Source organism: Micromonospora sp. NPDC052213 (assembly GCF_040679695.1).
In the GTDB taxonomy this organism is placed as follows: Bacteria; Actinomycetota; Actinomycetes; order Mycobacteriales; family Micromonosporaceae; genus Micromonospora.
Map to the genome: position 1 here is coordinate 1 of NZ_JBFAVI010000173.1, position 15067 is coordinate 15067.

General features: G+C 75.0%; 6 protein-coding genes and 1 pseudogene. All 7 read left to right on the forward strand.

Annotated features, from left to right (window positions below; translation table 11 throughout):
- A pseudogene (locus AB0L34_RS28245) lies at window positions 1–1151 on the forward strand (hypothetical protein); the annotation flags it as partial.
- 105 nt (window positions 1152–1256) lie between these two features.
- Window positions 1257–2390 carry a hypothetical protein gene (locus AB0L34_RS28250; RefSeq protein WP_363708048.1) on the forward strand — a complete coding sequence of 378 codons (1134 nt, stop codon included), beginning with the start codon at window positions 1257–1259 and terminating at the stop codon, window positions 2388–2390.
- A gap of 17 nt (window positions 2391–2407) precedes the next feature.
- Window positions 2408–5179: a TOMM precursor leader peptide-binding protein gene (locus tag AB0L34_RS28255; RefSeq protein WP_363708050.1), complete on the forward strand. Its 2772-nt coding sequence runs from the start codon at window positions 2408–2410 to the stop codon at window positions 5177–5179.
- A 13-nt stretch (window positions 5180–5192) separates the two neighbouring features.
- Window positions 5193–6965 carry a thiopeptide-type bacteriocin biosynthesis protein gene (locus tag AB0L34_RS28260; RefSeq protein ID WP_363708052.1) on the forward strand — a complete coding sequence of 591 codons (1773 nt, stop codon included), beginning with the start codon at window positions 5193–5195 and terminating at the stop codon, window positions 6963–6965.
- A gap of 364 nt (window positions 6966–7329) precedes the next feature.
- Window positions 7330–7986, forward strand: coding sequence for an HAD-IA family hydrolase (locus tag AB0L34_RS28265; RefSeq protein ID WP_363708055.1), 657 nt, complete (start codon window positions 7330–7332; stop codon window positions 7984–7986).
- 15 nt (window positions 7987–8001) lie between these two features.
- Window positions 8002–8865 carry a hypothetical protein gene (locus tag AB0L34_RS28270; RefSeq protein WP_363708057.1) on the forward strand — a complete coding sequence of 288 codons (864 nt, stop codon included), beginning with the start codon at window positions 8002–8004 and terminating at the stop codon, window positions 8863–8865.
- Window positions 8866–9514: 649 nt separating this feature from the next.
- On the forward strand, window positions 9515–14980 hold the full coding sequence (locus AB0L34_RS28275; RefSeq protein ID WP_363708060.1) for a carboxyl transferase domain-containing protein: 5466 nt from the start codon (window positions 9515–9517) through the stop codon (window positions 14978–14980).
- Window positions 14981–15067 lie beyond the last annotated feature (87 nt).

The window sequence follows — 15067 nt, forward strand, 5'->3', positions numbered from 1 at the left end:
CCGGCGGCCCGATCGCCCAGGTGCCCGAGCTGGCCGCGTTGGCCACGCTGCGGCAGGAGGTGACCCGGGCGGTACGGGCCGACGGCGGGGACGACGGTGCGGAGACCGTCATCGGTGCCGAACTGGTCGCCGAGGCGGTCGCGGCGCTGCCCCGCTGGTTGCGGACCCGGCCGGCGTCGTACGCCTTCTTCTGCCAGCCCGACGCCGACGGATCGGTCCACCTCAACCACGTCTACGGCGGTTGGGGGCGGTTCACCAGCCGCTTCCTCGGCCTCTTCGGGGACACCGGGATGCGGGAGGCGGTCGCCGCCCAGCTGCGCCGCGTGCTGCCCGGCCGGGTCGCCCAGTTCCGACCGGTACACGGCTTCAACGCCAACCTGCACCCGCTGCTGCTCGGCGAGGACGTCGGCGACGACCCACGGCTGGGCGGCCTCGACCTCACCGCGATCGAGCTGGTGCACGACCTGGCCAGCGATCAGGTCCGGCTGCTCGACCCGGCCACCGGTGACCTGCTCGACGTGCTGTACCTCGGCTTCCTCGCTCCACCGGCGCTGCCCGCCCGGGTCGCCGCCCTGCTCGGCGACCTGGGTAGCGGTGAGGTCGGGCTCAGCCACCTGGCCGCGACGCGGACGGTGTCCGGCCCGGGCGGGCAGGCGGTGGTCCGCAGCAGGCTCCGCTGCGGCCGGTTCGTCGTCGCCCGCCGCAGCTGGCGGTTCGACGGTGGCGCCGAGGAGCGCCTTCGCGGACTCGGCACACCGACGACCGGTGCACCCGTCGTCGGCGCCGCCGGACTGCGAGCCGCCTGGGACCTGCCCGACCAGGTCTTCCTCCGCCAGGGCGGCCGATCCGCCGGGCACGCGCCGCCCGGCCGGCCCGGCACCGGGCCGTCCCCGGCGACCGGGTTCCCGTCCACCCCGTCGCCGACGCCCCCCACGGTGGCCGGGCTCCGGGAGGCGGTCACCCGGCCCAAGCCACAGTTCGTCGACCTGGCCAGCCCGCTGCACCTGCGCTGTGTGCCCCGATGGCTCGCCCGGATCACCGGTCCCCTGGTGATCGAGGAGGCGCGTCCCCGCCCCGCCGGCCACGAGCGCCCGCACCGGGTCACGGAGCTGGTCCTCGAGACCTACCTGCCGGCGGCCTCCGGTGACTGACCGGGCACCGCGCGGATCGCCGCCACGTCGACGCCCCCGGGCGAGCGCCTCCGCTCCGCCCCCACCAGGACCCCGCACCCGCACCGAGCCGAACCGAGCCGAACGATGACCGAGCCGAACACCGCCGTGACCGAGCTGACGCCGACAACCGACGTCGTGTGCCACTACCACGACGAGGTCAAGTCACCGCTGCTGCGCGACGCCGTCCTGCCCGGCGCCGCGCGGCTGCGCGACGCCGGGCTGGCCGTCCACCTGGAACGGCACTGGCTGCACGGCCCACACGTACGCCTGCGGCTGCGCGGCCCGGCGGCGCTGCGGGCCGCTGAGGCCGCCGGGGCCGCCGAGCGGTTGCGCGCCTACCTGGCGACGGCGCCGTCCCGGGCCGGCCTCGACGAGGACCTGTTGCGGCGCCGGTCCGAGGCGGCCGGCCGGGCCGAGCTCGTGCCGCCACCGTACGACCCGATCCACCCGGACAACACGGTGCTGGTGACCGAGGGCGACCAGAGCGGTCTCGCCGCCCTGCTCGGTACGCCGGGCGCGGTCGAGTGCCGTGCCGACGTCCTCGCCGCGGGGCTGGCCCCGGTGCGGGTGTCGCTGGACCAGCTCGCCCTCGTCGGGGACGCCCCCGCCGCCCGGGTGGGCGTCGTGGTCACCGCGATGGCCGCGCACGCGGACACCTGGCCGGGCCGGCTGCTGTCCGGCTACCACACCTTCCTGTCCCACCTGGAGGACTTCCTCTTCGGCGAGCGGGGTCCCGTGCTGCGCCCGCGCTTCGCGGCCTTCGCCGAGCGGGCGGGCGGGCGGTACCACGACCTGGTCCGGCAGGCGTCCACGCCGGACACGGCCGAGCCGGTGGCGGCGGCGTGGCGGGCCTGGAGCGCGGCATCGTGGCGGATCGCCGAGCGGGCGTACGACGCGGGTGCGCTCAGCGGGATGCTCTCCGCCGAGTTCCGTCGCCGGTCGACCTCGTTCGACGAGGCCACCGCTGTCCGCTGGGACCTCAGCCGCCGTGGGGCGAGCGCCTACCACCGGGCGCTGGAGGCGTCGGGCTTCCAACGAATCGCCGCGAGCCGGGAGTTCCAGGTCTACCGGTTCTGCACGAACATGCTCTACCAACTGCTGGCGCTCTGTGACGTCGCGCCGCTGGAGCGGTATCTCGGCGCTCACCTGCTCGCCGAGGCGACCCAGGAGATCCACGGTGTGCCGTGGCAGAGCGCCCTCGCGGCCCGCACCGAGTGACGCCGCAGGGAGGCGACGTGGGCGAGGTGACCCTGCGGCCGGGCAGCCTGGTCCGGCCGGTCGAGGGTGGGCTGTTCGTCAGCGGCTGGCGGTCCAGTTCGGTGGTGACCTGCCCGCCGGTCGTCGGCGAGCTGTGGCGACGGCTGGAGCCGCTGGTCCGCCGGGGCCTCGACCCGGAGGCCGCCACCGTCGGGTTGTCCGGCCGGACCGCCGGGGCGGTGCGCTGGCTGCTCGATCTTCTCGCCGACCACGACGTTCTGGTCGACGTCCGGGTGCCACTGGCCGGTCATCCGTTGGCGGCCTACCTGGCCGGGCTCGCCCGGGATCCGGCCGACGCGCTGGACGCGGTGTCGCGGACCACCGTCGCGGTCACCGGCGACGGCGCGCTGGTGCCGGCCGTACGCGCCGCGCTGACCGCCTCCGGCGTGTGCACCGGGGACGGCGCGGCCGCGGACCTGGTGGTGCGGGTCGGCACGGTGAGCCCCGCCGAACGTACGGGCCCGCCCGCTCGCCCGCCGATGTCGGCGTCACCGCGGCGACCCGACGTCGTCCGGCCCGACGTGCTGCCGGTGACGATCCGCCCGGACGGCGCGCTGATCGGGCCGCTGGGTCGTGCCGGCGACACCGCCGCCGCCCGCTGGCCCGGCGAGGGGGTGGACGAGGCTCCGGCACCATCGGCGCCGGCCCGTCCGCTGCTGCCGTTCCTGGTGACACACGAGGTCGTACGCGCGGTGAGCGGGCTGGCCGACGGCACGGCGCTGCTGCTGCGCGGTGCGGCCGTCCAGCGCCTCGGCGTGCCGACCGACCCGGCCGGGCAACGGCGCCGGCCACCGGCGGTGCGCGTCGGACCGCAGGCCGGGGCGACCGGCACCCATCCGCCCGGCGACACCGGGCCGTCCGGCCCGGGCGACACGGACGGGGGCCTGGTGCGGGTGGCCGGGGACGACGACGCCCTGGTCAGGGCGGTCGCGGCGGCCGCGGCGGCCGGACGGCGACGACCGGGCCAGCCGGTGCTGGTCGGCGCCGCCCCGGACTGGCCGGTGGCCCGACACCTGGCCGAACAGCGGACCGCGCACGCGACCGGCAGGGCGTACCTGGCGGTGCGGGCGCGCGGGACGGCGATCGAGATCGGCCCGTTGAGCAGCCCCGGTACGGGCGCGTGCCCGCGGTGCGCGGACACCCGGCATCAGGCCGTCCTCGGCGCCGGCAGCGCGGACACGCTGCTCGCCGACGGCCGGCCGCTGCCGCTGCCGCCGTACTGGCGGGGGCTCATCGGGGAACTGGTCGCCGGGCAGCTCGCCGACGACGCCGACCCCCGCACGGTCAGCGTGCTGGCCGTCGGTGACGGCTCGGTCACCCGGCATTTGCTCCGAGCGGTGCCGGACTGTCCGGCGTGCGGGGCGTTGCCACCCGACTCGGCAGGTGCCGCCGTGATCGCCCTGCAGCCGCGCCGTCAGGCCGTACCGGACCGTTTCCGGGCCCGCCCCGACCTGCCGGACCTGGCCGCGCTCCGCGCCGAGCTGGTCGATTTCCGGTACGGGCCGGTGACGCGCGTCCATACCGACCGGCAGGGTCCGCTGGCGCTCGCGGCGGCCGAGTTGCCGGTACCCGGCCGCACCGGCCGGCTCGGCGGGTTCGGTCGGGCGGCCGACCACCCGACCGCGCAGGTGCTGGCGTTGCTGGAGGCGGTCGAGCGGGAGGCCGGCCGCTGCCCGGGGGCACGCCGGACGAGCACCCTGGGCAGCTACCGGGAACTCGCCGCCGACGCCGTGGACCCGGTCCGGCTGGGCCTGCCGGAGCCGGACGCGGTCGGCCACCCCGGGTACCCGCTGACCCCGTACACGCCGGACACGGTCACGTCCTGGGTGTGGGCGTACGACCTGACCGGTGACCGGCCGGTCCTCGTGCCCGAGCACGTCGCCTACTACGGGGTGGACCGGCCCGGGGCCGCCCGGTTCCTCTACGAGTGCTCCAGCGGCGGCGCCGTCGGCGGCTGCCTGGAGGAGGCGCTCCTCTACGCCTGCCTGGAGACGATCGAGCGGGACGCCTTCCTGCTCACCTGGTACGCCGGGCGGACGCCGCCGGTCCTGGCGCTACCGCCCGACGCCGATCCGTTGACCCGGCACCTCGCCGACCGGATCGCGGCCGAGGGCTACACGTTGCATCTGCTCGACATCACCAGCGACATCGGGATACCGGCTGTCTGGGCGCTCGCGGTCACCGACGAGCCGCACCGGGCCGACCGGGGCGCGACGTTCTCCGCGGCCGGGGCGCATCCCGATCCCCGCCGGGCCGCCGCGGCGGCGGTCCTGGAGGTCGGCGTCAACGTGGCGGTCGCACCGAGGACGGCCCGCCCGCCCCGGGACCGGCTGCTCGCCATGCTCGACGAACCGGAGCTGGTACGGGAGCTGGCGGACCACGCCGCCCTGCACCAGCTTCCGCAGGCCATGCCCCGGTTCGACTTCGCGCTGCGGGAGGCTGCCGCCGGCCCGGCCCGCCCGTTCGACGAGCACTTCGCCGGCTGGCGCGACCGGTGGCTGCACCCCGACCTGACCGAGGTGCTGCGCCGGGTGGTCGACGCGATGGCCGCCGCCGGGGTGCCACCGCTGGTGGTGGACCAGACCGGGGCGGCCGAACGGCGCCTCGGCCTGGCCGCCGTGAAGGTTCTCGCGCCCGGGGCGCTGCCGATGACCTTCGGGCACCTCAACCGGCGGGTGGACCTGCCCCGCCTGCGGCAGGCCCGGCTCGCCGCCCCTCACCACCGGATCCTGCCCCACCCGTTCCCCTGAAGGAGTGCCGAGCATGGGTCGCTGGTCCGCGCTGCACGTCCACCTGCACGGCGGCTCCGAACAGACCGAGACGGTGCTGCGGGAGCACATCGTGCCGATCACGTCGGGCCTGCTCGCCCGGGGCGAGATCTCCTCCTGGTTCTTCGTCCGGTACTGGGAGGGTGGCCCGCACCTGCGCTGGCGGGTCGCCGACGCCACGCCGGAGACGGTACGGCGGATGCGCGACGGACTGGTCGAAGCGGTGGCCGCGCTGGCACCACCGGCACGGGAGCTGCGCCCGGCCGACTGGTACGCCCGGTTCGGCGTACGCGACGCCGGCTCCACCGGCCCGGCCCCGCGGGGCCACGGGGACGGCGGCGGGCCCGACCTCGGCTGGCAGCCGCACGGCACGGTACGCGAACAGCCGTACCGGGCGGAGGTCGACCGGTACGGCGGCCCGGAGGCGATCGGGGCGGCCGAAGAGCTCTTCGCCGCGTCCAGTCGGGTCGCCGCGGCTCTGCTCGCCGCGCCACCTGCCCGCCGCCGGTCGACCACCGTGGACCTGTTGTTCGGGTTCCTCACCGCCAGCGGCCTCGCCGCGCACGAGGCGGTCCGGTTCCTGCGCGGCTACGCCAACGCGTGGACGCTGGTGCCGGAGGCCGACGGCCAGGACCTCGGCCTGGCCCTGATCGCGGCGCACCGCGACTTCCACGCCGACGCGTCCGCCTACCCGGCCCGGCGGCGGCTCATCGCCGACATCGTCACGCGGCGCAAGGGCGCCGGCACCACGGTGAACTACTGGGCGGACGAGGTCGCCGCCTACGTCGAGCGGTTGCGGACGCTCGAGGGGCAGGGCCGGCTGCACGGAACGGTCCCCGGCATCCTCGCGTCGCAGCTGCACATGCTGCACAACCGCCTCGGCCTGAGCATCCCGGCCGAGTGCCACCTGGCCTGGCTGGCGTCGTCGGCGTACGCCACACCGGCCGGGCCACCGGACTTCCACGCCGACGGGCTCGACGCCCCGGACCGGGAGTACCACGAGCGGTCGAAGTTCGTCCGTCCGCTGTGGCCGAGCCAGCGTCCCCGTACGGTCGAGGCGGCCCCGGCCCGCCCCGGACCGGCCGACCCGCCCGGCACCGGGCTGTTGGCGCTGCCCGAGCCGACGCCGGGCGCGCTCGGCGACACCACGCTCGCCCGGGCGCTGCTGGACCGGCGCACCCGCTACGACGTCGGCCGGGAACAGCTGGACGTGGCGGACCTGGGCCGGCTGCTGCGCTACGCGGCCGGCGACACCGCGCCGCCGGGCGGTGAGCAGCGACGCCTGGCGTACCCGAGTCCGGGCGCCCTGGTGACCACCCGGCTGATGGTGCTGCCCCGCCGGGTGACGTCGGTGCCGGCCGCACTCTACGAGTACCTGCCGCGGCGGCACGCCCTCCGGCGGCTGACGCCGGACCCGGGCGCCGACCGGCTGGCCCGGATCGCGCCGCAGTTCACGCCCGCCGGCTCCGCCCGGACCGTCGGCGAGCCCGACGCCGCTCTCGCCTCCGACGGGCTCGACGTCGAGGCGGTGCCGCTCTGGCTGTTCGTGGTCGCGGAGCTGGGCCGGGCCAGGGCCCGGTACGGGCTGCGCGGGTACCGGTTCTGCGCCATCGAGACCGGCCACCTCGCCCAGAACCTGCTGCTCGCCGCGACGGCCCTGGGTTGCTCCGCCGCCCCGCTCGGCGGATTCTTCGACGACGAGCTCAATCACCTGCTGCTGCTCGACGGGCTGGACTCCAGCGCCTTCTACGCCCTCACCCTCGGGTGAGAGCGGCACCTCACGCGCCACGCCGCACCAGCCTCCCCCGGCCCGGAGGGAGCGTTCCACCAGCTCAGTTGCCTCCCGCGCCGAGGCCCGGGGCGGTGCCGAGACGCGCCGCGGCTGCCGCTGCCGGTGGGTCACCGCGCCGGCGCCGTACCCGTTGCTCTGGTCGCGGCCCTGGTGCCGTTCGCCACGAGGCAGGGACCGGTTCTCGACGGGAGGCGGCCGGCCGCGTACGGTGCGGGCGTGGTGGTGCGCGTGCGCGTCGGTGGTGGTGACCGCGAGGTCGGGCAGGACAGGGTCGAGGTGGCGGCCCGGGTCCGCGGACGGCTGAGAGGCGGCCGGTGAACACCGCCCGCCGGAACCGCACGTGAACCGGCCGCCCCGCGTCGGCCCCGCCGCCGTCGTGTTCGACCTCGACGGCACCCTGGTCGACACGATGACGATCGCTCCGACCGTGTACGCCGACACGATCCGCGCCCTCGGCGGGCCGGACGTCTCGCCGGCCACGGTCGTCGCCACCTGGCACATCGGAGCCACGCCGGTGGTGCTGGCCCATTTCCTGCAACGGCCCGTCACCGCCCCCGACATCGAGTGCTTCCACCGCCATTTCGAGGCGGTGGTCGCGGACGTACGACCGTTCCCCGGCGTGCTCGACCTGGCCGACGAACTCCACCGGGCCGGCTGCCGGCTCGGCATCTTCACCGCCGCCCCACGACGGAGCACGGCCCTCGTGCTGGCCCACACGGGGCTCGACCGGCTGTTCCCGGTCGTGGTCTGTGGTGACGAGGTCCCCGCGCCGAAGCCCGCGCCGGACGGGCTGTGGCTGGCCTGCCGCCGCCTGGGCGTCGACGTCGCCGAGACCGCGTACGTCGGCGACGCGGCGGTGGACCTCGCGTGCGCGGAGGCGGCGGGAGCACTGGCGGTGCACGCCCGCTGGTGCGACACCTCCCCGGCTTCGGACGTCCCGGCGGTGGCCCACCGACCCGCCCAGGTCCTCGACCTGCTCGCGGTGACGACTGGCTGACGCGGGAGGCCGTGAGTGCGCGTCAGCATGGCGACCGGCGCCGGCAGGGCCGGCCAGCCGAACGAGGACTTCGTCGGCGCCGTTCCCGGCGCCGCTGTGCTGCTGGACGGCGCCGGCATCCCGGGAACCGAGTCGATCTGTTCCCACGGTGTCGCCTGGTACACGCACCGTCTCGGCGGCGCGCTGCTCGGTCTGCTGTCGCGTGACGACGGGCGAGACCTTGCGGCGATCCTCGCCACCGCGATCGGCGAGACAGCCGCCGATCATCGCGGCACCTGCGACATCACGAACCCCAGCAGCCCGCAGGCGACCGTGGCGATCGTCCGCGCCCACCGGGGCCGCCTGGACCATCTCCTGCTCGCGGACTCCTTCCTCGTCCTCGACCAGGTCCGCGGCGGCCCGCAGGTCATCACCGACGAGCGCGAGGTCACCGCCAGGCGCACCTGCTCGGCGCCCCTGGACGGCGTTCCCGGAGGAACCCCGGAGTACGACCGCATCCGGGACTCCTGCGTCGAGGCACTGCGCGCTCGCCGGAACCAGCCGGGCGGCTACTGGATCGCCAAGGACGATCCGCACGCGGCGGAGGAGGCGGTGACCGGCAGCCGACCGCTTCATGACCTGGGCGGCGTCGCGCTGCTCAGCAACGGCGCCAGCCGCATCGTCAGCCCGTACGGCCTGACCGACTGGCCCGGCGTACTGGGCCTGCTCGGCGCGTACGGGCCGGCCGAGATCATCCGCCGCGTCCGGCAGGCCGAGGCCCGCACCTGCGGAGGTCCCGACGCTCGGGTCCCTGACGACGCCACCGTCGCGCACTGCACCCACCTGCCGCGCTCGGCGGGGGCCGGGGGACCGCCGACGGGACATCCGGACCGGGGCTGAGCGGTCCGGCCGGAGCGCCGCGTTGCAGGCTCCGGGCGAACACCTGGTCCGACCATGACCGCAGCGGCTGGCGTACCTCGACACCGGCGCCCACGACGTCGTCTTTCCCCTCGCGCCCAGGGTGTCGCTCTACTGGAACTGGCCCTACGTGCTGGTCGAGGCCGGGCCCGAGCAGGCTCTCGGCTGGCGAACCGGTCACATGCGCCACGGCCTCGGATCGCTGCCCGACCTGTTCTTCCCGGCCGACCGGTCGTGGCTGGTCTCCGCACTCGTTCATGGAACGAGATCCGGCAGCCAGCAACAGTGGGGAGATCCAGCACGGAGAGTCGCCACGGAAACACGTCCACGGAAACGGCGGCGTTCGCACGAATTGCCTCCCGGACGAAGTCCCGCCAGAATCGCCATGAGCGCGGCGGGAACGTGGTGAACACCCTTCGTCATGTCACAGCGGGCTGTGCCGCCCCGCCGGAGTTCGAGCCCCTGCCCTACGGTGTTGGGGGCGCGTAGCGCGCTGTCCGCAACATGGCACTGCCGGCCGTCGGATGTCGAGCGAAACAGGGGTTCTCAAGTGCCGGCGGAAGGGTGAACACTGCCGGGGGCTGCCGTGTCACGGGGCGTACATCGTTGGTCTACAGGAAGGCTCGGTCGGGTGTTCAGTCGTGTCGCCATCGTCAACCGTGGAGAGGCCGCCATGCGGCTCATCCACGCCGTACGGGACCTGGCCGCGGAGACCGGTGCCCGGATCGAGACCGTCGCCCTGCACACCGACGTGGACCGCACGGCCACCTTCGTCCGCGAGGCGGACCTGTCCTACGACCTCGGTCCCGCGTCCGCGCGCCCGTACCTCGACCTGAAGGCGCTGGAGCGCGCGCTGGTGGAGACCGGGGCCGACGCCGCCTGGGTCGGCTGGGGCTTCGTCGCGGAGGACCCGGCGTTCGCGGAGCTGTGCGAGAAGGTCGGCGTCACCTTCGTCGGCCCGAGCGCGGAGGCCATGCGCAAGCTCGGCGACAAGATCGGCGCGAAGCTGATCGCCGAGGAGGTCGGCGTGCCGGTCGCGCCGTGGAGCCGCGGCGCGGTCGAGACCCTGGACGCGGCCCTGGCGGCGGCGGCCGAGATCGGCTACCCGCTGATGCTGAAAGCGACCGCGGGCGGCGGCGGGCGCGGCATCCGCGTGATCACGAACGAGGCCGAGCTCGCCGACGCCTACGAGCGCACCAGCCAGGAGGCCGCGCGGGCGTTCGGCAGCGGCGTCGTGTTCCTGGAGCGCCTGGTCACCGGCGCCCGGCACGTCGAGGTGCAGGTGATCGCGGACGGGGAGGGCACGGCGTGGGCGCTGGGTGTCCGTGACTGCTCGGTGCAGCGGCGCAACCAGAAGGTCATCGAGGAGTCCGCGTCGCCGGTGCTCAGCCCCGCGCAGGCGGCCGAGCTCAAGGCGTCGGCCGAACGGCTGGCCGTCGCGGTCGGCTACCGCGGCGCGGCGACCGTCGAGTTCCTCTACCACCCGGGTGACCGGCTGTTCGCGTTCCTCGAGGTCAACACCCGCCTGCAGGTCGAGCACCCGATCACCGAGGCGACCACCGGGTTCGACCTGGTCAAGGCGCAGCTGCACGTGGCCTCGGGCGGACGGCTCGAAGGCGAGCCGCCGGTGGAGCGCGGGCACGCCGTCGAGGCCCGACTGAACGCCGAGGACCCCGACCGCGATTTCGCGCCCTCCCCGGGCCGGATCGCGCGGCTGGACCTGCCCGCCGGGCCCGGCATCCGGGTGGACACCGGCGTCAGCGAGGGCGACACCATCCCCGCCGACTTCGACTCGATGATCGCCAAGATCATCGCGTACGGCCGCGACCGCGACGAGGCGCTCGGCAGGCTGCGCCGGGCGATGGCGCAGACCACGGTGATCATCGAGGGCGGCGCGACCAACAAGAGCTTCGTGCTCGACCTGCTCGACCAGCCCGAGGTGATCGACGCCAGCGCGGACACCGGCTGGATCGACCGCGTCCGCGGCGAGGGCAGGCTCGTCTCGCACCGGCACTCCGCCGTCGCGCTGGCGGCCGCCGCCATCGAGGCGTACGAGGAGGAGGAACGCGCGGAGCGGCAGCGGCTGCTGTCGACGGCGTTCGGTGGGCGCCCGCAGGTCCAGCACAAGAGCGGCCGACCGCTGGACCTCAAGCTGCGGGGCGTCGGCTACCGCGTGCGGGTCGCGCGGGTCGGCGCGCACCGGTTCCGCGTCGGCATCGAAGCGGGTGACGAGGTCCGTACCGCCGACGTCGAGCTCGACCGCTTCGACCGGCACACCGGGCAGGTCGTCGTCAACGGCACCCGGTACCGCCTGCTCACCGGCACGCACGGGCCGATCCACCTGGTCGAGGTGGACGGGGTGACGCACCGGGTCAGCCGCGACGAGGGCGGCGTGGTGCGCTCCCCGGCGCCGGCACTGGTCGTCGCCACGCCGCTCGAGGTCGGCGCCGAGGTCGAGGCGGGCGCGCCGGTGCTGGTGCTGGAGAGCATGAAGATGGAGACGGTGCTGCGGGCGCCGTTCCGGGCGCGGCTGAGGGAATGCGCCGTGTCCGTGGGCAGCCAGGTGGAGACCGGCGCCCCGCTGCTGCGGCTGGAGCCGCTCGCCGACGACGCCGACGACGCCGACGACACCTCGGCCGCCGGGTCCGTCGAGCTGGACCTGCCCGCCGTGCCCGGGGAGGTGCCGGCTCGGGAGCGCATCACGCGCGGCCAGGAGGACCTGCGCAGCCTGCTGCTGGGCTTCGACATCGACCCGCACGACGATCGCCGGACGCTCGACGACTACCTCGCCGCGCGCCGGGCGGCCACCGAGGACGGCCACCGGCCGCTGGCCGAGGAGCTCGACCTCGTCGACGTGTTCGCCGACCTCGCCGAGCTGAGCCGCAACCGGCCGGCGGGCGAGGACGTCGGCGGCGAAGGGCACGTGCACAGCGCCCGCGAGTACTTCCACACCTACCTCCAGAGCCTCGACGTCGAGCGGGCCGGGCTGCCGGAGGCGTTCCAGGCCAAGCTCGCCCGGGCGCTCGGGCACTACGGCGTCACCGGTCTGGAGCGCTCCCCCGAGCTCGAAGCCGCGGTGTTCCGCATCTTCCTCGCCCAGCAACGCGCGTCCGCCGACGCGACGGTCGTCGCGGCGTTGCTGCGCTCGTGGCTGCGGGAGCCGCCGCCGGACGAGGTGCTGCGTGAGCCGGCCGGCCTCGCGCTGGAGCGGCTGGTGGCCGCGACGCAGGTCCGCTTCCCCGTGGTCGCCGACCTCGCGCGCGGCGTGGTCTTCGCCTGGTTCGGCCAGCCGTTGCTGCGCCGCAACCGCGCCCGCGTCTACGCGAACGTCCGCAAGCACCTGCGCCACCTGGACGCGCACCCGGACGCGCCGGACCGCGCCGAACGCGTCGGCGAGATGGTGCGCAGCACCGAACCGCTGGTGCGGCTGCTCGGCCAGCGGCTCGTCCGCGACTCCCTGGACCACGCGGTCATGCTGGAGGTGCTGACCCGCCGGTACTACGGGAACAAGGATCTGACCAGCGTCCGCACCCGCGAGGTCGCGGGCTGCACCTTCGTGGTCGCCGAGCGCGCGGGCTCGTGCGTGGTCTCCGCCGCGGTGAGATTCGAAGCGCTGGGCAGCGCGCTGCGCGGGCTCGCGGAGCTGGCGGGTGGCGAGGACGCCGTCGACGCCGACATCTATCTCGCCTGGGAGAGGCAGCCGGAGGACTCGGACGCGATGGCGGCGGCGCTGCACGAGGTCGTCAGCGCGCACCCGCTGCCGAGCCGGGTCCGCCGGGTCACCACCACCGTCGCGGGCCGCAGTGGCGCGGTGATGCACCACCACTTCACGTTCCGGCCGTCGACCAGCGGAATGACCGAGGAGCGGCTGATCCGGGGCCTGCACCCGTACATCGCGCAGCGGATGCAGCTGGAGCGGCTGCGCAAGTTCGACCTCACCCGGCTGCCGTCGTCGGACGAGGAGGTCTACCTCTTCCGGTGCGTGGCGCAGGAGAACCCGTCGGACGACCGCCTGGTCGCGTTCGCGCAGGTGCGTGACCTGACCGCACTGCGGGAGCACGACGGCAGGCTGGTCGCGCTGCCGACGGCCGAGGACGTCGTCGCCACCTGCCTCGACTCGATCCGCCGTGCGCAGTCGCGGCGACCGTCGAAGAATCGCTTCAACACCAACCGGATCGTGGTCTACGTCTGGCCGCCGAGCGACCTCACCCGCGCGGAGCTGGAGATGATCGCCGGGCGCGTGCTGCCGACGACGGCGGGCGCCGGGCTGGAGGAGATCCTGTTCATCGCGCGGCAGCGCCACCGGACGACCGGCGAGCTGACCAAGATCGCCGTGCGGGTCTCCTTCGACGCCACCGGCGGCACCACGCTGACCGTCGGCCAGCCGTCGGACGAGCCGGTCGAGCCGCTCGACGGCTACCGGCAGAAGGTGCTGCGCGCGAGCAGCCGCAACACGGTGTACCCGTACGAGCTGACCGGCCTGCTCGGCGACTTCGTCGAGCACGACCTCGACGACGACCACGCGCTGGTGCCGGTCGACCGGCCGAAGGGCCGCAACACCGCGGCGATCGTCGCGGGCGTGGTCAGGACGCGTACCCGGCGGCACCCGCAGGGCGTCACCCGGGTCGTGCTGCTCGGCGACCCGACGAAGTCGCTCGGCGCGCTGTCGGAGCCGGAGTGCCGCCGGGTGATCGCCGCGCTGGACCTGGCCGAGCGGATGCGGGTGCCGCTGGAGTGGTACGCGCTGTCCGCCGGCGCCCGGATCTCGATGGAGTCCGGCACGGAGAACATGGACTGGGTGGCCGCGGCGCTCAAGCGGATCGTCGAGTTCACCCAGGATGGCGGCGAGATCAACATCGTGGTCGCGGGCATCACCGTCGGCGCACAGCCGTACTGGAACGCCGAGGCGACGATGCTCATGCACACCAGGGGCATCCTGGTGATGACGCCGGACTCGGCGATGGTGCTCACCGGCAAGCAGTCGCTCGACTTCTCCGGCGGCGTGTCGGCCGAGGACAACTTCGGCATCGGCGGCTACGACCGGGTGATGGGGCCGAACGGTCAGGCGCAGTACTGGGCGCCGAACCTGACCGCCGCGCGGGACGTGCTGATGTCGTACTACGACCACACGTACGTCGCGCCCGGCGAGACGGGGCCGCGGCGGGCGAAGACGACGGACCCCGTCGACCGTGACATCTCCGACTTCCCGCACGCCCTGGCGGGTAGCGACTTCACCACCGTCGGCGAGATCTTCTCGGCCGAGGCCAACCCGGACCGCAAGAAGCCGTTCGACATCCGGACCGTGATGCGGGCGCTCTCCGACCAGGACCACCCGGTGCTGGAACGCTGGGCGGGCATGGCCGACGCGGAGACCGTGGCGGTGCAGGACGTGCATCTCGGCGGCATGCCGGTGTGCCTGCTCGGCATCGAGTCACGGGCGGTGCCGCGGCGCGGCTTCCCGCCCACCGACGGCCCGGACACCTACACCGCGGGCACCCTGTTCCCGCGGTCGTCCAAGAAGGCCGCGCGGGCGATCAACGCGGCCAGCGGCAACCGGCCGCTGGTGGTGCTGGCGAACCTGTCGGGCTTCGACGGCTCGCCGGAGTCGATGCGGAAGCTGCAACTGGAGTACGGCGCCGAGATCGGCCGCGCCATCGTGAACTTCCGCGGGCCCATCGTGTTCTGCGTGATCTCCCGGTACCACGGCGGCGCGTTCGTGGTGTTCTCGAAGGCGCTGAACCCGAACATGACCGTCCTCGCGCTGGAGGGCTCGTTCGCCTCGGTGCTCGGCGGCGCCCCGGCCGCCGCGGTGGTGTTCTCCGGTGACGTCAACGCCCGCACCGCGGCCGACCCGCGCGTGCGGGACCTGGAGGCCCGCGTCGCGGCCGCCTCCGGCGCCGACCGCGCCGCGTTGACCGCGGAGCTCGACGAGCTCCGCGCGTCGGTCCGCGCGGAGAAGCTCAGCGAGGTGGCCACGGAGTTCGACCGCGTGCACAACATCCAGCGCGCCGTGGAGGTCGGCTCCGTCGACGCCGTCATCCGCGCCGCGGAACTGCGCCCACGGATCATCGAGGCCATCGAGTCCCGTTCGCGCTGACCCCATCCGTCGCCGGCCGTGGCGTTCGGCCCCGGCCGGCGCGTCCGCCAGGCGCCCGCACCGGTGCGCGGAAGCCACCGCGCACCC